This window comes from Streptomyces sp. NPDC045470, from assembly GCF_040646595.1.
Classification (GTDB): Bacteria; Actinomycetota; Actinomycetes; order Streptomycetales; family Streptomycetaceae; genus Streptomyces.
In genome coordinates, this window is the sequence record NZ_JBEZAN010000003.1 from 693,066 (window position 1) to 716,550 (window position 23,485).

Consider the following 23,485-nt stretch of genomic DNA (forward strand, 5'->3'; position numbering starts at 1 on the left):
TCCTCAAAACGACGTGCGTTCATCGGGCTACGGGTGCTGCGGCGGCTCACGGACTACGGGGCACCGTCCGCGAAACCGGCTTCGAACTCCTCGACCTCGTCCTGGCCTAGGTCCAGCAGGGGGAAGTCGGAGGCGGTGTGCCCGCCCGCGGCCGGATCGGCGGTGTGCGCCGCCAGGCCGTCCAGCAGGTCCAGCCAGCGCCGGCCCAGCCGCTCGGCGGCCGCCTCCGGCCACAGACCGGCGGGCCGGCCGAGCGTGAGGGTCAGTTCCGGCCCGTCCGGGGTGTCCTGGACGTACGCCCCCGCCTCCAGGGCGTGCGGGGCGGGTGTGCGGGGGTCGGCCGAACTGCCGACCACCGAGGTGCCGGCCGGCTGCCAGGCGTCCCCCGGCGCTCCGGCCCGGCCCGCACCCGCGAACCTGCCCAGGTAATTGAACCCGATGTGGGCGTCCGGCAGGGTGTCCAACTCCGGTGCGGTGAGCGGGTTCAGGTGGCGCAGCAGGGCATGGCCGAGGCCGTCGCCGGGCACCGCCCGCGCCTGCTCCTTGACGCGTTTGAGCAGCTCACCGGCGGCCGGGCCGCCGCGCGGCGCCTCGTCCAGGTCGATGCCCGACACGTCCAGGCGTACCGGGTGGACGCTGGTGAACCAGCCCACCGTCCGGGACAGGTCCGCCCCGCCGGCCGGTTCGCGTCCGTGTCCTTCGACGTCCACGACGAGCGCGGCTTCCGGCCGGTCGTACGCGACCGCGCCCGCCAGCGTCGCGAGCAGCACTTCGTGGACGCCGCAGTGGAACACTCCGGGAGCCGTGCCCACGAGGGTGGCCGCCGTCGGCCCCGGCAGCGTCCAGGTGCGCCAGACCATGGCGGCCAGGGTGTCCTCGGCCGGATCGAGCGCCCGTCCGCCCAGCGGGGGCGCCACGTTCTTGAACAGGGCCGCCCAGTCCGGCAGTTCCGATATTCGGTGTTCGGCGGTGGCCTGGGCCGCGAGGGCGCCCGCCCACTGCCGGAAGGAGGTGGGGACGGGGTCGAGTTCCGGTGCGCGCCCGTCGGCCACCGCTTCGCAGGCGGCTTGCAGGTCCGGGAGCAGGATGCGCCAGGACACTCCGTCCGTCACCAGGTGGTGCACCACGAGCGCCAGTCGGCCGGGCTCCGCGGGTCCGGCGTCCAGCCAGACGGCCTGCACCAGCACGCCGTCCTCGGTGTCCAGCCGTCCGGTCGCCTCCCGGGCCGCGCCGTCGGCCATGCCGTCCAGGGCACCGGCCGGTACGTCCGTGGCGTCGATACGGGTGAGCAGGGCGGTGGCGTCGACCGTGCCGCGCCCCGGCACCACCAGGCGTGGTCCGCCCTCCGCTCGCACCACGCGGGCCCGCAGCATGTCGTGGGTGTCCAGTACGGCGGCCAGCCCGCCGGTGAGCGCGTCCGGCCGAAGGCCCGCAGGGGTGGTGACGACCATCCACTGCGCGAAGCCGCCGCTCAGCGCGTACTCCCCGAGCGCCGCCATCGTGGGGGTCCAGGCCACCTCGCCCACGCCCGCGTCCGGGGCTGCGCGCACCTCGTCTGCGAGGCGGGCGACGGCGGCCAGCGCGCCCGGCGTCTCCTGTTCGAAGACGTCCTGGGCGCTGAAGACCACCCCTTCGCGGCGGGCCCGGGTGGCGAGCTGCATGGACATGATGGAGTCGCCGCCCAGTTGGAAGAAGCCGTCCTCCGCGCCGACGCGTTCCAGGCCGAGCAGTTCGGCGAAGAGTCCGCACAGGATGTCCTCCGCCGCCGTGCGCGGTGCGCGGCCCGCCGCCTTCCCGGCGAAGCCGGGCGCGGGCAGGGCCTTGCGGTCCACCTTCCCGTTGGCCGTGACCGGCAGGGCGTCCAGGACGAGGACGGCGGCGGGCACCATGTACTCCGGCAGTACGCGGGCGAGGTGCTCGCGCAGTGCCTGGCCGTCCGGCGCTGAGCCGTCAGTGCCGTCCGTGCCGCCCCCGGCCGCCACCACGTAGCCGACCAGCCTGCGCTCACCCGGCCGGTCCTCGCGGGCGACGACGGCGGCCTGGGCCACTCCCGGCGCGGCCGCGAGCACGGTCTCGATCTCGCCCGGTTCGATCCGGTAGCCGCGCACCTTGACCTGCGCGTCGGCGCGCCCGGCGAAGACCAGTTCGCCGTCCGGCGTCCAGCGCGCGAGATCGCCCGTGCGGTACATCCTCCCGCCGGGTCCGAAGGGGTTGGCCGTGAAGCGTTCAGCCGTGGCGCCGGGGCGGTCGAGGTAGCCGCGGGCCAGGCCCGTACCGGCCAGGTACAGCTCGCCGGCCACGCCGGGCGGTACGGGCTGGAGGAACGCGTCGAGCACGTACGCCTGCCGGTTGGCCAGCGGGCGTCCGATGGGCAGCACGTCCGGGGTGGGCCCGCCGGGCCGGAGCCGGTGCCAGGTGGCGCTCAGGGTGGTCTCGGTGGGCCCGTACAGATGCCGTACGGACACCTCGGGGCAGGCCGCGCGCACCCGCGCCACCACCCCGGCGGGCACCACGTCGCCGCCGGTCAGCACCTCGCGCAGCCCGGCGAAGCACTCCGGGTCCTCCTGCGCGGCCACCCGGAAGGACCCGGCGGTCAGGTGCACCGCCGTGACACCCGCCGCCACCGCCTCCCGCACCCGCTGCGCGTCCACCGCACCGGCCGCCGCCACGGCCACCCGGGCGCCGGAGACCAGCGGCACCCATATCTCGAACAGGGAGGCGTCGAAGGCGTGCGGGGCGTGCATCAGTACCGCGTCGTCCGGGCCGAGCGCCCAGCCGCGGTCCCCGGCCAGCGCCGCCACACTGCCGTGCGGCACGCCGACGCCCTTGGGCACACCGGTGGAGCCGGAGGTGTACATCACATACGCCAAGTCCTGCGGGTGCAGGGGCGGTCGGGGCTCCCCGGCGGGTGCTTCCGCCACCGCCGTCCGCACCTTCGGGTCGTCCAGCACGACCGTCTGCCCGGCCAGTTCCGCCGGGACCGCCGCGCGGGTGGCCTCGGCGCACAGCACGAGCGCGGGCCCCGAGTCGGCCAGCAGGAACGTGATCCGCTCCGCCGGGTACCCGGCGTCCACCGGCACGTACGCGGCGCCCGCCTTCCACACCGCCAGCAGCGACGTGAGCAGCCCGGCCGACCGTTCCAGCACCACCGCGATCCGGTCGCCACGGCCCACCCCCAGGCCGCGCAGGTACGCGGCGAGGCGGTCCGACGCGGTGTCCAACTCACCGAATTGAACACTTTGACGCCCGTCCGTCACGGCCACGGCATCCGGCGCGGCCGCCACCCGCGCCGCGAACAGCTCCGGCACGGTGGCGCCCGCCGGTTCCGCCGCCGTGGCGTTCCACTCCGTCACGGCCCGGCGCCGCTCGGCCGCGTCCAGGACGTCGACCCGGCCCACCGGGACCGTCGGGTCCGCCACCAGTTGCTCCAGCACCCGCACCAGCCGCCCGGCCAGCGCGCGGGCCGGCTCGGCGGTGACCAGGTCGGGCCGGTAGGAGACCTCCACCTCCAGCCGGTCGCCGGGGAGGATGCCGAGGGTCAGCGGGTAGTGGGTGGCCTGGCGCAGGCCGAGTGTGGTGAAGGTGAGCGTGCCGGGAGCCGATTCGGCGGCCGGGCGCGGGTAGTTCTCGTACACCACCAGCGTGTCGAAGCCCGCTTCCGGACCGGCGTGCTTCTGGATGTCGGCCAGCCCCAGGTGCTGGTGCGGGAGCAGCGCGGACTGGCGCGCCTGTACGTCCTTGAGCATCTCCACCACGGGCTGCCCCGCGTGCAGGCGCACCCGTACCGGCACCGTGTTGATGAAGAGACCGACCATCGACTCGACGCCGGGGAGTTCCGGCGGGCGGCCCGCCACGGTCGTGCCGTAGACCACGTCGTCGCGCCCGGACAGCCGGGCCAGGAGCAGCGCCCAGGCGCCCTGCACGACGGTGTTGACGGTCAGGCCGTGGCGGCGGGCCAGGTCGGTGAGGGCGCGGGTGAGGGACGCGGGCAGGTCGGCCTTGGTCTGGTCGGGCAGCTCGGGAGTGCGCGCCGGGTCCGCGGGGGCGACGAGCGTCGGCTCGCCGTCCCCGGCCAGTTCGGCGCGCCACGCGGCCCGCGCGGCGTCCTTGTCCTGCCGGCCCAGCCACGCCAGGTAGTCGCGGTAGGAGACGGTGCGCCGCAGCACCGAGGGGTCGCCGCCCGCCGCGTACACCGTGGTCGCCTCGTCGAAGAGGATGGGCATCGACCAGCCGTCGAGCAGGATGTGATGGGCCGTCAGCACCATGCAGTGCCGCTCGGCGCCGAGGCGTACGAGCAGCACCCGCAGCAGCGGCGCCACCCCGAGGTCGAAGCGTTCCGCGCACGCGTCGGCGGCCAGCCGTCCGACCTCGGCGAGCGCGTCGGCCTCGGGCAGGCCGGACAGGTCGGCCTCGCGCCAGGGCAGCACCGCCTCCCGGCTGACGAGCTGGACCGCCTCCCCCGACTTGCGGCGGTGGAAGCTGGCGCGGAGCGCCGCGTGCCGGCCGAGCAGCGCCTGCCAGGACGCGTGCCAGCGGTCCGCGTCCAGCGGGCCGTCGATGGTCAGGGTGCGCTGGATGACGTAGACGTCGGGCCCCTGGTCGCCGAACCCGGCGTGGAAGAGCATCCCTTCCTGCAACGGGGACAGCGGCCACACTTCGGCGAGTGCCGAGCCCTTGCCGGATGCCGGTGCCGTGGCGGGTGGTGAGGTCTTCACAGCGACAGTCCCCCTTCGAGCCGTGCCGCGATCGCTTCGAACTCCTCGACCTCGTCCTGGCCGAGGTCCAGGAGCGGGAAGTCGGAGGGTGTGTGGCCGCCCGCCTCGGGCGCGGCCGTGTGGGCGGCCAGGCCGCCGAGCAGGTCCTTCCAGAGGCCGCCCAGGCGGGTGACGGCCGCGTCGTCGAGGACGCCGGCCGGCCCGCCGACGGTGAGGGTCAGCGCGGGGCCCTCGGGCGTGTCGCGGATGACCGCGCCGGCCTCCAGGGCGTGCGGTGCGGGCATGTCCGGGTCGTCCGAGCCGCCCAGTGCGGTGCTGCCCGCCGCTTCCCACGGCCGGACGGTGCCCGCGGGCGCGCCCGCGGGGAACCGGCCGAGGTAGTTGAAGCCGATCTGCGGGGCCGGGAGGGCGGCCAGCACGGGGCCGGTCTCCGGGTTCAGGTGGCGCAGCAGCCCGTGGCCGAGGCCGTCGCCGGGCACCGCGCGCGTCTGTTCCTTGACCGCCTTGAGCAGCGCTCCGGCCGCGGGCCCGCCCGCCATGACCTGGTGCAGATCCACACCGGACAGGTCGAGCCGTACGGGGTGCACGCTGGTGAACCAGCCCACCGTCCGGGACAGGTCGACCCCGGCGACCGGTTCCCGGCCGTGCCCCTCGATGTCCACCAGGACCCCGGCCGCCGCTTCCGTGGCCGGCCGGGCGCACACGACCGCCGCGGCCAGTGCCGCGAGCAGCACTTCGTGCACGCCGCAGTGGAAGACCGCGGGGGTGCGGGTGGCGAGGACCGCCACCTGCTCCCGGGGCACCTGCCAGGTGCGGTGACGCACGGTCGCCTGGGTGTCCGTGCCCGGGTCGAGGGTGCGGGCGCCGAGCACCGGGTCGGGTCCGTCGAGTACGGCGGTCCAGTGCGGCAGTTCCGCCACCCGCCACGGCTGTGCCGCCTGCGCGGCCAGCAGTCCGGCCCACTGCCGGAACGCCGTACCGACGCGGTCGGGTTCCGGTGCGCGCCCGGCCGCCACCGCTTCGCAGGCGGCCCGCAGGTCCGGGAGCAGGATGCGCCAGGACACGCCGTCGACCGCGAGGTGGTGCACGGCCAGCACCAGCCGGCCGGTGCGGTGCGGTCCCGCGTCCAGCCAGACCGCCTGGACCAGGACGCCCGCGGCCGGGTCGAGCCGTCCGACCGCTTCTCCGGCGGCCCGTTCCGCGAGGCCGTCGAGGCCGGTGTCCGGTGCCCCGGCCACGTCCACCCGGGTGACCAGCGCGTCGGCGTCCACCGAGCCCCGGCCGCCGACGGCCAGCACCGGCCCGCCGGGGCGCGGCACCACCCGGGCCCGCAGCATGGCGTGGGTGTCCAGTACGGCGGCCAGTCCGGCGGCCAGCACGTCCCGGCCCAGTCCGGCCGGGGCGCCCACGGTCATCCACTGCGCGAACCGCCCACCGGTGATCCGCTCCCCGAGCAGCCGCATCACCGGTGTCCACGGCACCTCGCCGGTGCCCGCGCCCGCGGTGTCCGCGCGGGGGCCGGACGTCACCGGCTCCGCCACCTCGGCCAGGCGCTCCGGGGTCTGTTCGTCGAAGACCTGGCGGGAGGTGAGCAGCAGCCCGGCCCGGCGGGCCCGCGCCACCAGTTGGAGCGAGGTGATCGAGTCGCCGCCCAGCTCGAAGAAGCTGTCCTCGGCGCCGGCCCGGTCCAGGCCCAGGAGTTCGGCGAACAGGGCGCACAGCACCGTCTCGGCGGGGGTACGCGGCTCCCGGCCGGTGACCTGTCCGGCGAAGTCGGGCGCGGGCAGCGCCGCGCGGTCCAGCTTCCCGTTCGGGGTCCTCGGCAGCTCGTCGAGGGCCACCACGGCCGCGGGCACCATGTAGTCCGGCAGGGTCCCGGCGACATGCGTACGGACGGACCGTTCGTCCAGGCCGGGACCGGCGGGGACCGCGTAGCCGACCAGCCGGCGTTCGCCGGGGCGGTCCTCGCGGACCACCGCGACCGCGTCCGCCACCGCGGGGTGCGCGGCCAGCGCGGCCTCCACCTCGCCGAGTTCGACACGGAAGCCGCGCACCTTGACCTGGGCGTCCGCCCGCCCGGCGAAGACCAGTTCGCCGTCGCCGGTCCAGCGGACCAGGTCCCCGGTCCGGTACATCCTCCCCCAGCCTTCGGCCGGGGGGACCCCCATGCCGGGCGCGAACGGGTCCGCCACGAACCGCGACGCGCTCAGCCCCGCGCGCCCCAGGTAGCCGCGCGCCAGGTTCACCCCGGCCACGTACAGCTCGCCGACCACACCCGGCGGCACCGGCTGGAGAAAGGCGTCCAGGACGTACGCACGGGAGTTGATGATCGGGCGGCCGATCGCGGGCGCACTGCCGGCGTCCAGCGGCGCGGTCACGGTGGAGGTGACGGTCGCCTCGGTGACGCCGTACTCGTTGAACAGCTCCCGTCCGGCGGACCAGCGGCGGCGTACCTCGTCGGTCATCGGCTCGCCGCCGGTGACCAGGACCCGCAGCCGGGACAGCCCGTCGGACGGCAGTTGGGGCAGGAACGCGGCGGGCAGCACCACGTGGGTGGCCTTGCGTTCGCGCAGCAGGTCGGCCAGGTCCTCGCCGAAGGACTCCTGCCCGGCCGGGGCCAGCACGAGCCGCCCGCCCGCGCACAGCACCGGCCAGATGTCCCCCATGGACACGTCGAAGCTGGGCGAGACGCGTTGGACGACGCGGCTGTCCGGGCCGATGCGGTAGCGCCCGACGCGGTCGGCGACGAGGTTGGCCAGCCCTCGGTGCGGTACCAGGACGCCCTTGGGCACACCGGTCGATCCGGAGGTGTAGATCACGTACGCCGCGTGGTCGGCGTGCAGCGGCGCGGGCCGCTCGGCGTCGGACAGCGAGCCGCCCGCCCGGCGCGCCACCGCCGCGGCCACCGTGGGGTCGTCCAGGACGACCGTGCCGCCGTACGCACCGGCCGGGACCGCGGCCCGGGTGCGCGTCGTGCACACCACGACGGCCGGTCCGGCGTCCCGCAGCACGAACGCGATGCGCTCGGCCGGGTATGCGGGGTCGACCGGTACGTACACACCGCCCGCCATCGCCACGGCCAGCACGGCGACGGCCATCGCCACCGACCGCTCGACGACGACCGCCACCCGGCACTCGGGGCCCACGCCGTGCCCGGTCAGGTGCCGGGCCAACTGCCCGGCCTGGTGTTCCAGCTCGGCGTAGGTGAGCACCTCGTGCCCGTCCTGCACCGCGACGGCGCCGGGGGTGCGCTCCGCCTGGGCGCGGAACAGCTCGGGCATCGTCGCCACGGTCACCGGCGCGTCCGTACGGTTCCAGTCCGCCACGACCAGCGCGCGCTCGTCCGCGTCCAGGACACCGACCCGGCCCACCGGCACCGAGCAGTCCGCCATGAGCTGTTCGAAGACCCGCACCAGCCGCCCGACCAGCTTCTCGGCGATGTCCGCCGCCACCTGGCCGCGGCGGTGCGCCACGTGCACGCGCAGCCGCTCGCCCGGTATGACGCCCAGGGTCAGCGGGTAGTGCGTGGCCTCGCGGGTGCCCAGGACGGCGAAGGAGAGCGCGTCCGGGGAGCCGGGCGCGGCGATCGCGCGGGGGTAGTTCTCGTGCACGACCAGCGTGTCGAAGACGGCGCCGGGACCGGCCAGCCGCTGGATCTCCGGCAGGCCCAGGTGCTGGTGGGCCACCAGTGCGGACTGGCGCTCCTGGAGGTCGCGCAGCAGCCCGAGCACCGGCTGCGCGGCGTCCAGACGTACCCGTACCGGCACGGTGTTGATCAGCAGACCGACCATGGACTCCATGCCGGGCAGCTCCGGCGGCCGGCCCGCGACGGTGGCGCCGAACACCACGTCGGTACGGCCCGCCAGCCGGGCCAGCACCAGGGCCCAGGCCCCCTGCATCACCGTGTTCACGGTCAGACCGTGGCGGCGCGCCAGCCCGGTGAGGCCGCGGGTGGTCCGTTCGGGGATGTCGGTGATCACGTGGCCGGCGTCCACCGGGCCCCGGTCGGCCGCCCCCGGCGCGACGAGCGTCGGCTCGTCGGCGCCGGTGAACTCGGCGGCCCAGGCGGCCCGTGCGGCGTCCTGGTCCTGGCGGGCGCGCCAGGCGAGGTAGTCGCCGTAGGACGCGGCCGGGGCCAGGGCCGACGCGTCGCCGCCCGCCGCGTAGACCTCGGCCAGTTCGGCCAGCAGGACCGGCATGGACCAGCCGTCCATCAGGATGTGGTGGCTGATGACGACGAGCCGGTGCCGGTCCGCGCCGAGGCGGATCAGCAGCAGCCGCAGCAGCGGCGCCGCCGCCGTGTCGAAGCGGCGCTCCTGCTCCCGGGTGGCCAGTTCCTCGATGCCGGAGAGCGCGTCGGCCTCCGACAGGCCGGACAGGTCGATCTCCCGCCAGGGCAGCCGCACCTCACGGGCCACGACCTGGACGGCCTCGCCCGACGCGCGCCGGTGGAAGCTCGCGCGCAGCGCGGCGTGCCGGTCCAGCAGCGCCTCCCACGAGGCGCGCAGCCGGGCGGCGTCCAGCGGGCCGGACAGCTCCAGCATCCACTGGGTCTCGTAGACGTCCGGGCCCTCCTCCTCGAAGGAGGACTGGAACAGCAGCCCCTCCTGGAGGGACGACAGCGGCCAGATGTCCGCCGGCCGCGGCACGACGGCCTCCAGCTCCGCGACGCCGTCCTGGGTGAGGGCGAGCAGCGGGAAGTCGGAGGGCGTGTGGCCGCCCGCTCCCGGCCGGGCGGCGTGGGCGGCCAGGCCGCCCAGCATCTCCACCCAGCGGCGGCCGAGCCGCTGCGCCGCCGCGTCGGCCTGGCCGTGCTCGTCCCGGTGCCGCCAGGTGAGCGTGAGGGTCAGGGTGGGTCCGGCGGCGGACGTACCGATCGCCGCCCCGGCTTCCAGGTCGTACGGGGACGGCGCGTCGCGGCCGGTCGCCACGGCTCCGGCCGTGACCTGCGCGCCGCCCCGCTCCGGGCGTCCCGAGCAACTGAACGCGATGCGGGGGGACGCGGAGGCGGCCGGTGCGGTGCCCGTCTCCGGGTGGCGGTGCCGTAGCGGGCCGTGGCCGAAGCCGTCGCCGTCACCATCGCCGCCGTCGGGGGCCGAACGTACCTGCTCCTTCACCGACTTGAGCAGCGTCCCGGCCGCCGGGCCGCCCGCGAGGACCTCGCTCAGGGCGGTCCCGGAGAGGTCCAGCCGTACGGGGTGCACACGGGTGAACCGGCCCACCGTACGGGACAGGTCGAGCCCGTCCGGGCCACCGCGACGGCCGTCCCGCTCGATGTCCAGCAGGACACCGGTACGGGCGTCCGCACGCCCCTCGCGCCCGTGGGCGACCGCTGCGGCCAGCGCGGTCAGCAGCACCTCGTCGGCGGTGCAGTGGAACACGGCGGGTGCCCGGTCCACCAGCGCCGCCGTCTGCTGCGGCGGCACGGTCCAGACCATGCGGCGCGCCGTTCCGGCGGGTTCCGCGTCCGCGTCCGCCGCTGTGCTCGCGGGGGCGCCCCCCTCTGGAAGGGTGCCGGCGCGCGGGCCGTCCGCCTCCGCGTCCCGGTGCTCCTGGGTCGCCTGCGCGGCCAGCAGGCCCGCCCAGTGCCGGAAGGACGTGCCCACCGGGCCGAGCGCCGGCGTGCGGCCGGCGGCCGCGGCCTCGCACGCGGCCACGAAGTCCGGGACCAGGATGCGCCAGGACGCCGCGTCCGCCACCGCGTGGTGGACCGCGAGCACCAGGCGGCCGGGCTGTGCGGCGCCCGCGTCCAGCCATGTCGCCCGGAGGTTCGCCCCGGCCGAGGGGTCGAGCCGTGCCACCGCTTCGCGGGCCGCGCGTTCGGCGGCGGGGCCGAGGTCCGCCGCGGCCACGGACTCGCGGGTGACCAGTGCCGTCGCGTCCACCGTGCCGCGGGCGGGCACCACCGTGCGGGGGCCGTTGCCCCCGTCGGTGGTCCGTGCGCGCAGTACGGCATGGGTGTCCAGGAGGGCGGTGACTGCGGCCCGCAGTGACTCCGGCCGCAGACCGTCCGGGGCCGCCAGGACCGCCCAGCGCGCGAAGTTCCCGCCCCGCGCGGGGCTCAGCGACGCCCAGGGCACCTCGCCGGTCTCCGTGTCCGCGTCCGGCGGCCCGGCCTGCGGGGCGGGGGCCACCCGGGCCAGCCGCTCCGGGGTCCGCTCGTCGAAGACCTGGCGTGTGGTCAGCACCAGCCCGGCGCGGCGCGCCCGCGAGGCGAGCTGCACCGCCATGATCGAGTCGCCGCCCAGCTCGAAGAAGCTGTCCTCGGGTCCCACCCGTTCCCGGCCGAGCACCTGCGCGAACAGCGCGCACAGGGTCTCCTCGGCGGCGCCGCGCGGCTCCCGCGCCGACCCGCTGCCGGTGAAGTCGGGTGCGGGCAGCGCCTGGTGGTCGACCTTGCCGTTCACGGTCAGCGGGAGTCCGTCCAGCGGGACGAACGCCGACGGCACCATGTACTCGGGCAGCCGCCCGCCCACGAACTCGCGCAGCGCCGCGAGCAGCGCGCCGGTGTCCCGGCCCGCCGCGCCCGCGCTGCCGCCGGACTCCCCGGTGAGCAGGGCTTCCGAAGCGCTGCCCGCGCCCGCGGCGGCCCGCTCGCCGCCCGGCTCGTCGCGGAACGGCCGCTCGTCGCGCGACGGCTGACCGTCCCGCGACCCGCCGTCGGACGCGGGCTGCGCCACGACGTAGGCCACCAGCCGGCGCTCTCCCGGCCGGTCCTCGCGGGCCACCACCACCGCCTCGCCGACCGCCGGGTGGGCCGCCAGCGCCGCTTCGATCTCCCCGGGCTCGATACGGAAGCCGCGCACCTTGACCTGGGCGTCCGCCCGCCCGACGAAGACCAGTTCGCCGTCGTCGGTCCAGCGCACCATGTCGCCGGTGCGGTACATCCGCTCGCCGGGGACGAAGGGGCTGGCGGTGAAGCGTTCCGCCGTCAGGCCGGGGCGGGAGAGGTAGCCGCGCGCCAGGCCCGTGCCGGCGATGCACAGTTCGCCCGTCACGCCCGGCGGTACGGGCTGGAGGAACGCGTCCAGTACGTACACCTGGCGGTTGTCCAGCGGGCGGCCCACCGGCAGTACGGACGGCACCGGATCACCGGGCCGCAGCCGGTGCCAGGTGGCGCACAGGGCGGCCTCGGTCGGCCCGTACAGATGCCGTACGGCCACCTCGGGGCAGGCCGCGCGCACCCGCGCCACAGCGGCGGGCGGCACCACGTCACCCCCGGTCAGCACCTCGCGCAGCCCGGCGAAGCACTCCGGTGACTCCTCGGCCACCACCCGGAACGAGCCCGCGGTCAGATGTACCGCCGTGACCCCCGCCGCCACGGCCGCACGGATCCGCGGCCCGTCCACCACGCCCTGCCCGTCCACCACCACGCGCGCCCCGGACACCAGCGGCACCCACACCTCGAACAGCGAGGCGTCGAAGGCGTGCGGCGCGTGCATCAGCACCGCGTCGTCCGCGCCGACGGACCAGTCGCGCTGCCCGACGAGCCCGGCGACGCTGCCGTGCGGCATCGACACACCCTTCGGCACCCCGGTCGAGCCGGAGGTGTACATCACGTACGCCAGGTCCTCGGGGCCCACCCGGACCGCAGGGGCCTGCGCCGGGCTCCCGGCCACGGCCGCCCGGGTCCGGGGGTCGTCCAGCACCACGACGCCGGCGGGCACGCCGGGCGGCACCGCGGCCCGGGTGCTCCCGGTGCACAGCACGGCCGCGGGCGCCGAGTCGGCCAGCATGACCGCCACCCGCTCCGCCGGGTACGCGGCGTCCACCGGCACGTACGCCGCGCCCGCCTTCCAGACTCCGAGCAGCGCCACCAGCAGTCCGGCCGAGCGCTCCATCAGCACGGCGACCCGGCTCCCGCGTGTCACGCCCCGGCTGATCAGGTACGTGGCCAGACGGCCCGCCTCCGTGTCCAACTCCGCGTACGTCAGGGCGCGTTCGTCGTCGGACACGGCGACGGAGCCGGGCCGGCGCGCGGCCTGGCGGGCGACCAGCTCCGGCACCGAGGTGCCCGGCCGCTCGGCGCCCGTGGCGTTCCAGCCCTCCACGACGAGCCCGTGCTCCGGCGCGCCCAGCACCCCGAACCGCCCGACGGGCAGTTCGGGTTCGGCCGCCGCCTGCTCCAGGAGCCGGACGAAGGCCCGGTGTCCCGCCCCGGCCCACTCCTGGTCGTACAGCGCCGGGTCGGCTTCGAGGACGACACTCGTCCCGGCGTCGTCCGGCAGCTCGCGCAGCACCACGGAGAACGCCTCGACGGGCCCGCCCGGCAGGTCGTGCAGGGCGCCCCGGGCCTCGCCGAACCGCAGGTCCGTGCCGTTCGCCGGGACGGCGACCGAAGGGCCGAAGTCGCGGCGGCCGCCCGGCCGCCCCAGTTCGGCGTGCAGGCGCTCGCCGCGGTACCTCCGGTGTTCCAGCAGCCCGTCGATCTCCCGCTGCGCGGCGCGGGCCAGCCCGGCGAGGCTGTCGCCGGGCCGGGCGGGCAGCCGCAGCGGCAGCACGTTGGCGGTCGCGCAGGGCGTCCGCCGGGCCGCCGGACCTGTACGCCCGTCGACCGGGAAGCTCAGCAGCGCCTCCTCCGCCCCCGTCGTGCGGCACACGAAGGTGGCGACCGCGGCGACGACGAGCGCGCCGCGGCTCACCCCCGTACGGTCGGCGGCGGTCCGCAGCGCTTCCCGGCCGGCGGCCGACAGGTGTCCGGACGCGCGAGGGCGGGCGTCCCGGCTCACCGACCGGTGGCCCGGCACGGTGGCCGGTTCCGGCCGGTCGGCGAAGTGCTCGTGCCAGTACCGGCGGTCGGCCTCGTGCCGCGGCGACTCCCGGTAGGCGGCCTCCTGCTCCCACAGCTCGCGCAGCGGGACGTGCCCGGGCGGGCAGTACGGCTCACCGCGCAGGGTCGCGCTGTAGAGAGCGGCGACGCGGCGGGCCAGCAGGGTGCTCCCGAAGTGGTCGACCAGCAGTTGGTGGTGGCGCTGGTACCAGACGTACCGGTCGGGGGCCAGCTTGAAGAGGACGTGCGCGCAGAGGTCCCCTTCGGTGGGATCGGCCGGGTGCCGGCCGTCCGCGCACATCAGTGCCTGCGCCGCCTCCCACGGTGCGTTCTCGTCGGTGAGGTCGACGTGCCGCAGCGCGATCTTCTCCCCGGCCGCCCGGATCACCTGCACCGGGACGCCGCCGTCCTGCGTGAACCGCAGCCGGAGCGCCTCGGTCTCGGCGACGGCCTGCCGCAGCGCCCGCCGGAAGACGTCCGTGTCGAGCGGGCCCAGCACATCGGCGTACTGCCTGATGTCGTACTGCCGGGGCGGGTTCTCCGCGCGCTGGGCCAGCCACGTCCCCTCCTGGCAAGCGGTCAGGGGCGCAGTGAACTGTGCCTGGCCTTCCATTTCTCCCCCTTTGACGGACAACCCGTTGCTCGCTTCTGCCTGCCGCGCCACCGCGGCGGTCGCCCGCGGCGGTCGCCCGCGGCGGTGGCGCGTCGTTCCCCGTGTACGCGGCCGCCCGGCGGCCGTCGGTCGGCGGCTCAGCGGCCGCCGGGGCCCGGCCCGTTGGTGTGCCACACCCCGCCACCCGGGGCGCCGCCGCCGTCGCCGGGCCCGGAGCCGTCGAAGAAGACCATGCCGCCCGGCATCATCTGCGGCGCGGCCTCCTGCGGGCTGCGCTCCTCCTCGGAACCGGGCCCGGCCGGTTCGGGCCCGCTGCCGTTGACCGCCTGCCGGGCGAACTGCGTGTGGTACAGCTCCGCGTAGAGCCCGCCGGCCGCCAGCAGCTCCTCGTGCGTGCCCCGCTCGCGGATGCCGCCCTCGTCGAAGACCAGGATCTGGTCGGCCTCCCGGATGGTGGACAGCCGGTGCGCGATGACGACGGAGGTACGGCCGTGCAGCGCCGTCTTCAGGGCCCGCTGGACGGCCGCCTCGGACTCCGAGTCCAAGTGTGCGGTCGCCTCGTCGAGGACCACGATCGAGGGGGCCTTGAGCAGCAGCCGGGCCAGTGCCAGACGTTGCTTCTCGCCGCCCGAGAGCCGGTAGCCGCGGTCGCCCGCCACCGTGTCCAGGCCGCTGGGCAGCGAGCTGATGGTGTCCCAGATCTGCGCGGCCCGGCACGCCTCGATCAGCTCCTCCTCGGTGGCGCCGGGGCGGGCGTAGGTGAGGTTGTTGCGGATGGTGTCGTGGAAGAGGTGGGCGTCCTGGGAGACCACACCGACGGTCCGGCGCAGCGAGTCCAGGGTGACGTCGCGCAGGTCCTGCCCGGCGATGCGGACACTGCCCGCCGACGGGTCGTACAGCCGCGACACCAGGTGCGTGGCGGTCGTCTTGCCCACGCCGGACGGGCCCACCAGCGCGGTGAGCTTGCCGGACGGCGCCGTGAAGCTGATGTCGCACAGCACCTCGGGCGACTCCTGGGACCGCTCGTCGGCGGGCAGCGCGTGCGACTCCAGGGACGCCAGGGAGACCTCGCTGGCCTTCGGGTAGCGGAAGGACACCCCGTCGAAGGTGATCTCGGGGGCGGCTCCGTCGTCCGGCGCCGGCAGGTCGGTGGCGTTCTCCCGCTCGGTGATCAGCGGCTTCAGGTCGAGCAGTTCGAAGATCCGGTCGAAGCTGACCATCGCGGTGTGCGCCTCGCCCTGGATGCTGGAGAGCTGGGTGATCGGGCCGTACAGGCGGGCCAGCAGGGCGGCCAGCGCCACCAGCGTGCCGACCTGGAAGGTGCCGTCGACGACCATGGCACCGCCGAGGCCGTAGACGAGCGCGGTGACGACGGCGGCCAGCAGCGTCATGATGATGACCGTCAGCCGGCTCAGCACCATCCAGGTGACGCCGACCTCGCGCACCTTGCCCGCGCGCTCGGCGAACAGCCGCGCCTCCTCGTGCGGGCGGCCGAAGAGCTTGGAGAGCATCGCGCCCGCCACGTTGAAGCGCTCGCCGATGGTCGCGCCCATCTCGGCGTTCATCTGCATCTGTTCACGGGAGTAGCGGGTCAGCCGCCGCCCGACCAGCGCGCCGGGAATCATGAACACCGGCAGGATCACCAGCGCGACCAGACTGACCAGCCACGACAGGTAGAACATGCTGCCGAGGACCAGCACCAGCGTGAACACGCTGGACAGCGAGCCCAGCAGGGTGCCCAGCGCGTGCTGCGCGCCCACCACGTCCGTGTTGAGCCGGCTGACCAGGGACCCGGTCTGGGTCCGGGTGAAGAAGGCCAGCGGCTGGCGCTGTACGTGGGTGAACGCCTGCACCCGCAGGTCGTAGCTGACGCCCTGGCTGATCCGGCCCGAGTACCAGCTCTGCGCGAGTTGCAGCCCCGCGTCGAGGAGGGCGAGCCCCGCGACGACGAGCGAGATGACCGTCAGCACCGTGGTGTCCTTCTGGAGGATGCCGACGTCGATGATCTCCTTGAGGAGCAGCGGGGTGGAGACGATGATGAGCGAGTCCACCACGGTCAGCAGCAACAGCAGGACGCTCTCGCGGGAATGCGGTTTCGCATACGCGAGAATCCGGCGGAGCGTTCCCGGCCGGAGCCGCTGCGAAGCCGTGGAATTGCCCGGGTCGTCGTACGTCGCCAGCATGATGCCCGAGCCTTGTCCGGCAAACATATCAGCGGAAACCTCCTGGGTCGGGATTCCTGGTCATGCGGTCGGACCGCATGGAAAAGGCGGCACCCCGAGGGGCGCCCGATCCGTCATGTTCGGCGGGCTTTCACGAAGGCCGGCCCACCGGATGCGGTGACCGGAATGCTGTCCTGCTGCCGTGCGCCTTTTCGACGATACCCATATCAACTCCCGCCAGCCAGGCCGATGGGCCCGGGGCGGCTCCAGGGATTTCTCGCCCGGCCACGGAAAAGGTGAAAGTGCAGCACCGGCCCCCGGCACACCGGTGCACCGGGGAATTCACGGTGCCGGGTGCCGGGCGGCCCGGCGGGCGGCGCTTTCGCGGGCGCCCGCCGGTACCGACCGTATCGCGCATTCTCATCGGGTGCGGCCGGCCCGGCATTCGTCCAACCGGCCGCGTTCCTCACTTGGACATGGTGCGGCCGCCTGTCAGACGGCCTCGGCGACGTTGCGCTCGGCCCGCTGGGCGAAGTCCGCCCAGATGTCCGCGCATTCCCGGGCCAGTTGCGCGATGATGCCGCTGCAGTGCGGAGGAATGTTTGCCATGATGTCGTCCCACTCCTCCGCGCTGATCGTGTGAATGCTCAGCAGCCGCAGCAGCGTCCGTCCGGTCTCGCTGAACCGCAGGGCCGGGTCGACCTTGAGGCGGCGGACCACCACCGTCCGGTCCTGGACGGGCATCCGGACGGGCGCGTTGCCGTCACCGCCGTCGCCCGCGTCGGCGGGCCCGGCGGACAGTTGCTCCTGCGGTGCCCTGGCCGGCCGGCCCCGCCCCTTCAGGAGCGGCTCCTCGCCCCGGCGCAGCCGGTTGCGGACGTCGCGCGCCGTCTCGGGCGAGATCCCGGACGCCCGCGCGATCTGCCGCAGCGACAGACCGGGGTTCTCGGCGATGAGATTGCCGGCGAGCCGGCGGCCCTCGGCTCCGTTGAGCGGCCGGAAGCGGCCGTCCTGGCCGATCCTGCCGCGCCCCGCGGACGCCGCGCCCGCCACCCGCCGGCGGATGTCCGCGACGGTGCCCGGCGCGATTCCGGTGACCGAGGCGATCATCCGGTCCGACCACAACGGGTGCGAACGGATGATGCGTTCGGCCGCGTTCTTGCGGTCCGCCATGGACAGCGGAAGGCCGTGCGTGATGTTCGACTCGACGGCGAGGACGAAGGCGTCGGCTTCGTCACCGTCGAAGAACCGCACCGCGATCTTGTCGTCGCCGCGCCGTTCCGCGGCGCGCAGTCGGTGGACGCCGTCGATGACCCGCATCGTCGCGCGATGCGCGATGATGGGCGGCAGCGGTGCCTGTGCCACCGTCAGCATCTCCACATGTTCGGTGTCTTCCCCGGATATACGCGGAGAGCCGGCCACCGAGAGAGAATTGATCTCCACCTCGACGACCGTCTGCATATCCAGGTGCGCCTGCCCAGGTTCCACTCCAGGCTCCTCGCGTTGTGATTCCCCCGTGCGCAAGCTCGCGCTGACGCACCCTAACGACGTACGGCAGGCCCGTGCTTCGGCGATGCCGGCCTGAGTAGGACATCACCGGGCCGTTCAGGTGTGTAGAACCCACCCCCGCTTCTCGACCGGTTACAACTCCCGGCGGGGGAGGAAGGTTCCCGAACCGCAGAAAACGCCCCACGCGAAGCGGAACACATATTCAAACAAACCATCTTCCCCCATTCAGATACATACTCTAACAGTGCCTTTATCTACGGGGCACCCCTACCTGAAGTGCCTGAACCCGCGATGTCGCATTCCCCCGGGCACCGGAATCGGCGATTTCGGCTCCCGCCCCGCCACCGCGACACCGGTGGACGCGCGAGCCGGTCAGCCGGCCCGCTTTCCCCGCCGGGCGCGCCCCCCGCGCCCGTCCTCCGCCCGCGTCCAGCCACCGGGCTCCCGTCCCTCCCCGCCGGCCACCGGCGGCACGTACGTCCACCCGTGGCGGCGCATCAGCTTGCGTACGCCCTGCACCGTGTACGTGACCCGGAAGCGCCGCACGATCACGGCCTGGATGCGCTCCAGCGTCCAGCGGTCCCCCGACCAGCCGTACGCCGCGGGGCCCCGGGCGAGTTCCGCCTCCAGCAGGCGGAACTGGGCCGGGCTCAGCCGCGGCCGGGACGCCGGCCCCTTCGAGTCCAGCGCCCGCTCCCCCGCCTGCTGCCAGGCCCGGCGCCACCGCTGCACCGACCGCACACTCACCCGCAGCTCCCGGGCGATCACCGCGTTGGTCTCGCCCCGCGCGAAGCGTTCGACCGCCTTCAGCCGCAGCCGTTCGCGGAACTCCCGCCGCTCGGCGGTCAGTCCGCCGCCCTGTGCGTATCGCATCTCTCCGACATACCCCAAGATGTGCGACGGGCCGGCCTCCGGCGACATCACGGGTTCAGCACCGCTACCCCTATCGCGGGCGGCGCCGTGCACCGGGGAACACCGGTCCCCGGGCGTCCCGTCCGTCCGGCCGCCGGCGCGGAAATTGGCCTGTACCAAGCGGCCGGACGGTGGGTCGTGTGCGCTTTCGTCCGGCCGCCTGTCGGGGTACCCCTACCGGCGGTGCGCACCCCGCCGGGAGGAGCCGGGGCTTCTGGAATCTCAGGAGGCGACGGCCGCCGCCTGCGGCACCGGCTGCGTGAGCGTCCGGCCCATCAGCGGCGACAGGATCGTGGCGGTACTGGCGATCTCCCGCATGTCGGCCTCCAGCAGCGCCTGGTCACCGTCGCACCGCGCCGTCTCCGGCGCCGGATGCACATCGATCATGACGCCGTCCGCGCCGACCGCCAGCGCCGCCCGCATCAGCGGCAGGACCAGCTCCCGGCGGCCGCCGGAGTGCGACGGGTCCACGATCACCGGCAGGTGCGACAGCCGCTGGGCCACCGGCACCGCGCTGATGTCCAGCGTGTTGCGGGTCGCGGTCTCGAACGTGCGGATGCCGCGCTCGCACAGCACGATGTCCAGGTTGCCGCGCTGCGCGATGTACTCGGCGGCCATCAGCCACTCGTCGATGGTCGCGCCGAACCCGCGCTTGAGCAGCACGGGTTTGCCCGCGGAGCCCACCGCCTGGAGCAGCGCGAAGTTCTGCATGTTGCGGGTGCCGACCTGGAGCATGTCCGCGTAGGAGGCGACCAGTTCGACGCTGCCCGGGTCGATGACCTCGGTGACCACCGGCAGCCCGGTCTCGGCCCGCACGTCGGCGAGGATGCGCAGCCCGGTCTCGCCCAGCCCCTGGTAGGCGTACGGCGAGGTGCGCGGCTTGAACGCGCCGCCGCGCAGCATCGCGGCCCCGGCGGCCTGGGCCATCCGCGCCGCGGCGAGTGTCTGCTCGGCGGACTCCACCGCGCACGGGCCCGCGACGACGGACAGGGTGTCGGGCCCGATCGGCACACCGCCGACCCGCACGACCGACCGGGCGGGGTGGTGCTCCCGGCTGACGAGCTTGTAGGGCACGGAGATCCGTACGACGTCGAGGACGCCCCTGCGGCTGCGCAGGTTGAGCGCCTCGAACTCGTCCACGTCCCCGACGAGTCCGACGATCGTCCGGGTCACCCCCCGGCTGACGAAGGCGTCACCACCCGCCGAGCGCACCAGGCCGACGACGGCGTCGACATCCTCCTGCGTGGCCCCGGGGGCCATCACCACCACCATGAGGGGTTCCTCCCGTTGAGTGGCCGGCACCGGCCGGCCGGATGCGGTGGGACGAGAGTCCGGCGCACGCCCGCACCGCCGTGCGCCGGACCAGATGCCGGGGCTCGTACGGGCCGTCCGGCCGCGGCACCGCCGCCCCGGACGCCTCCGGCACCGGCCCCGGTACGCACCCGCCCGCCAACTCCGGTCGCGCTGCCAGAACACGTCAACTCCCTTGCCCCACAATGGAGTTCGCGGACATTCTTTTCACCGTCAATGATTCCACACGCACGCGCCGGGCTGTCCAACCGCGCAACATGCACCGCGGCTCCGCACGCCCGTCCCCCGCTCCCGCCCGCCCCGCGCCTACCCGGCACGCAGGCAGTCCCGCTGAGCGCCGTCCCCGCACCCGTCGAGACCGGTGTCCGGCTCCAGCCGCGTCGCCAGATCGGTACGGCGCTGCACACCCAGCTTCCGGTACGCCCGGGTCAGGTGCTGCTCCACGGTGCTGATCGTGATGAACAGCGCCCCGGCGATCTGCCGGTTGGTGTAGCCCCGGGCGGCGAGCGTCGCGACCCGCAGCTCCGCGCCGCTCAGCTCGGCGGGCGGGCGTCCCGCGCAGCCCGCCCCGGACCGTTCGGGCGGACCGGCGCTCGCCGCACCGACCGGCGACGCCTTCAGGACGGGCGCCTTGATGCCGCACTCCCGCATCAGCTGCTGCGCCTTGCGCGCCGCGATCCGTGCCCGGCTGTCGTCGTTCACGTCCCAGTAGCTGTACGACAGTTCCGCCATCGCGTACGCCAGCTCCAGCCGGTGCCCGCCGCGCTGGAGGATGTCCATCGCCTCCCCCAGGAGCCGCGGCCGGTCCGCGCGCTCGGCCAGCGCCGCCAGCACCCGCAGCGCGACGCCCCGTGTCCACAGCGGGCGGCGCCCGGTACGGACCAGCTCCTCCTCCAGCAGGGCCCGCGCGCGGCGGTCGTCCCCCAGCGCGACATGGACCTGCGCGGCGTCCGTCCGCCACGGCACGAGCCCGGACAGGTCCAGGCGCCACCGTGCCATCAGGTCGCCGCAGCGGTGGAAGTCCTCCAGCGCGGCATACGGCCGGCCGGCGGCGAACTGGTGGTGACCGCGGGCCCAGAGATACAGCAGCCCGGCGGGCGTCCGGAACGCCGCGTCGGGCACCGGGACCTCCAGGTGGGCCGCCGCCTCGTCCAGCCGTCCCGTGGCGGCCTTCGTGTACAGCAGCGCGGCGACCGGGACGGCGACGGCCGCGCCCCACCCTTCGGGCGGGACGACGGTGAGCGCGGTGTGCGCCGACTCCTCCGCCGCGGCCAGCTCGCCGAGTCTGATCTCGATGAACGCCTTGGCCGAGGCGAACAGCGACTGCCACATGGGCGTACGGTGCTCCCGCGCCTCCGCGAGCAGGATCTCGCACCAGCGGGCGGCCTCCGGCAGCCCGTCGGCGACGATGAGCGCGACCAGCGCCGCCAGCCCCGCCGCCGGGGTACGGTCCTCCGGCCGGGTCTCCTGGAGGATCCGCTCCGCACGGCCGGTCACGTCGCCGGTAACCCTCTGGTCCAGTACGGAAGCCATCAGGGCGAGCGCGCGCTGCTGGTTGTCCTGCTCGGGCGTCAGGCCGGAGGCCCGGGCGCCCGCCGCCGTACCTCGGTACGGGCCCGCCGCCACCTCGGCGCGGTACTTTCCCGCCAGCCCCGGATACCCGTAGGCGAACCAGAACCGTACCGGCTCCAGCGCTCCGCCTCCCTCCTCTTCCGCCTCTTCCCCCTCGTCGCCCTCCTTCTCCTCCACGATCCGCAGAACCTCCAAGGCATCGTCCGCCCTGCCGAACCACAGCAGATGGCCGACCAACTCCTTCATGGCGCGCGCCGTGAGCCGCCCGGCCGGTGCCGCGTCGGTGAGCGCCGACAAGTGCCGTACGGCGGCGGACGGATCGACCCGCCACCCGGCCCGTACCAGGGCGAGCCTGACCTCCAGCAGCTGCCGCTCGTCCGCACAGCCGTCCCTGGCCACGCGCAGGCAGTCCAGCGCGGTGCCCACCTCGTCACGGGCCAGCGCCGCCTCCGCCGCCTCCAGCAGCACGGGCAGCGCCCACGGCGCGTCCACGGTCTCCGCGGCCACCAGATGACGGGCCAGTGCGGTCGCCGGCGCACCGTGCTCGTACAGCACCTGGGCGACGCGGGCCTCCAGGCGCGCGCTGCGCGGCGGTTCCGCCCGCCGCAGCACCGCCGTCCGTCCCGCCTCGTGACGGAACCGGCCATCGGCGAGCAACCCCATGTCGTGCAAGGCGCGCAGGCTGCGTTCGCCGGCCTGGCGGGGCACCCCGAGCAGTTCGGCGAACCCGCCGTGCGCGGCCCGCTCCCCGAGCACCGCCAGCAGCCACGCGGTACGGCGCGTGAGGTCGTCGCCGCGGCTCAGGCACTGTGCCACGGCACGTTCGTACGCCTCACCGGGCACCGGTCCGGCGCCCCCGGCCCGCTCCGCGTCCGCGTAGTCGTCCAGCAGCGCCCGCATCAGCAGCGGACTGCCGCCGCTCAGCCGGTGGAATTCCGCGACGGGCGGCGCCGAACGCCGCCCTTTCTGCCCGGCGGCCAGCATGGCGACGACACCGTCCCGCGGCAACGGACCGACGTGCAGAAATCTGCACGCCGGACCGCGCAGCAATTCCCGCCGCACCGGACTGTCCTCCCAGGCCGTACCACTGCTTTCCCCGAGGACCACCAGAATCCTGCTGACGGCCAGCCGCCGCACCACGTACAGCACACATTCCAACGAATAGGCGTCGGCCTGATGGACATCGTCGATACACACGACGACCGGCCGCTTCCTGGCCTGCGCGAGCAGAATGCCGCACACCCGGGGAATGACGTTCACGGCGACTTCCGCGGGAATGGACCCCGCGGCCGCCCGCACCGGCGCGCCACCGCCCCCGGCCGGCGGCGGCAGCCACACCACCGGTCCCGCGCCCGCGCCGGCCAGCTCCGCGGTGCGCAGCAGTTGCCCGGCCGCGCGCAGCGGCACGTCCTTCTCCGCCGCGGCCGCCGTGGCCTGCAACCACAAGGCCCCGGTGGGCGCGGCCCGCTCCCGGAAGGCGCGCAGCAGGGCCGTCTTGCCGCTGCCCACCGCGCCGCTGACCACCACCGCTCCCCCGCGCCCGGCCGCGCAGGCGTCGAGCAGGCCCTCCAGGACGGAGAGCTCCGTGTCCCGCTCCACCAACCTCATGAGCCGGTTCACCCCCGTATCCGGACTCGCGTTGTTCAGTTGGACGGGAATCCAGCCGCAACCGACCCTTCGGCTCCAACGGTCACAGGAATTCCACACCGACCGGTTGCCCCGGCCTCCGAAACGGTCACCGCCCGCGTCCGCACCCCGGCGCCGACCGCCCCATCTGACATGTTCCGCATTACCTCAACATTACCCCGGCCCGCCCCTCCGACCAGGCCGCACCGGAAAGTATTTCAGAAGTCCACCATTCTCCTCCGAACCCCTCCCCGCGACCTCCCCCAAAACCCTTACTACGCGTAACGAAAAGCGC

The 23,485-nt window shown here is 74.8% G+C and carries 7 protein-coding genes; all 7 read right to left on the reverse strand.

Going from position 1 to position 23,485, the window contains the following annotated elements:
* Window positions 1-53 precede the first annotated feature (53 nt).
* The 7 genes from AB0A97_RS13260 to AB0A97_RS13290 all read right to left on the reverse strand — a co-directional run bounded on the left by AB0A97_RS13260 (window position 54) and on the right by AB0A97_RS13290 (window position 23,172).
* The gene (locus tag AB0A97_RS13260; protein WP_361148422.1) at window positions 54-4,715 is read right to left on the reverse strand and encodes an amino acid adenylation domain-containing protein; all 4,662 of its coding nucleotides are present in this window, start codon (window positions 4,713-4,715) and stop codon (window positions 54-56) included.
* Window positions 4,712-14,098: an amino acid adenylation domain-containing protein gene (locus AB0A97_RS13265; RefSeq protein ID WP_361148424.1), complete on the reverse strand. Its 9,387-nt coding sequence runs from the start codon at window positions 14,096-14,098 to the stop codon at window positions 4,712-4,714. Before AB0A97_RS13265 ends, AB0A97_RS13260 begins: the two co-directional genes overlap by 4 nt.
* A gap of 137 nt (window positions 14,099-14,235) precedes the next feature.
* On the reverse strand, window positions 14,236-16,308 hold the full coding sequence (locus AB0A97_RS13270) for an ABC transporter ATP-binding protein (RefSeq protein ID WP_361148426.1): 2,073 nt from the start codon (window positions 16,306-16,308) through the stop codon (window positions 14,236-14,238).
* A 444-nt stretch (window positions 16,309-16,752) separates the two neighbouring features.
* Complete coding sequence (locus AB0A97_RS13275) at window positions 16,753-17,748, reverse strand: ParB N-terminal domain-containing protein (protein WP_361148428.1); 996 nt, start codon at window positions 17,746-17,748, stop codon at window positions 16,753-16,755.
* A gap of 393 nt (window positions 17,749-18,141) precedes the next feature.
* Window positions 18,142-18,642 (reverse strand): winged helix-turn-helix domain-containing protein, encoded by a 501-nt coding sequence (locus tag AB0A97_RS13280; RefSeq protein WP_361148429.1) that lies wholly within the window; start codon window positions 18,640-18,642, stop codon window positions 18,142-18,144.
* 261 nt (window positions 18,643-18,903) lie between these two features.
* Window positions 18,904-19,953, reverse strand: coding sequence for a 3-deoxy-7-phosphoheptulonate synthase (gene aroF, locus AB0A97_RS13285; RefSeq protein WP_361148431.1), 1,050 nt, complete (start codon window positions 19,951-19,953; stop codon window positions 18,904-18,906).
* 345 nt (window positions 19,954-20,298) lie between these two features.
* Window positions 20,299-23,172: an AAA family ATPase gene (locus tag AB0A97_RS13290; protein WP_361148433.1), complete on the reverse strand. Its 2,874-nt coding sequence runs from the start codon at window positions 23,170-23,172 to the stop codon at window positions 20,299-20,301.
* Window positions 23,173-23,485: the final 313 nt, after the last annotated feature.

Bases quoted from the DNA above. Each gene is read 5' to 3' on its own strand.
- AB0A97_RS13265 (WP_361148424.1), bottom strand. From the start codon at position 14,098: ATGGAAGGCCAGGCACAGTTCACTGCGCCCCTGACCGCTTGCCAGGAG.
- AB0A97_RS13270 (WP_361148426.1), bottom strand. From the start codon at position 16,308: ATGTTTGCCGGACAAGGCTCGGGCATCATGCTGGCGACGTACGACGAC.
- AB0A97_RS13280 (WP_361148429.1), bottom strand. From the start codon at position 18,642: ATGCGATACGCACAGGGCGGCGGACTGACCGCCGAGCGGCGGGAGTTC.
- aroF (WP_361148431.1), bottom strand. From the start codon at position 19,953: ATGGTGGTGGTGATGGCCCCCGGGGCCACGCAGGAGGATGTCGACGCC.
- AB0A97_RS13290 (WP_361148433.1), bottom strand. From the start codon at position 23,172: ATGAGGTTGGTGGAGCGGGACACGGAGCTCTCCGTCCTGGAGGGCCTG.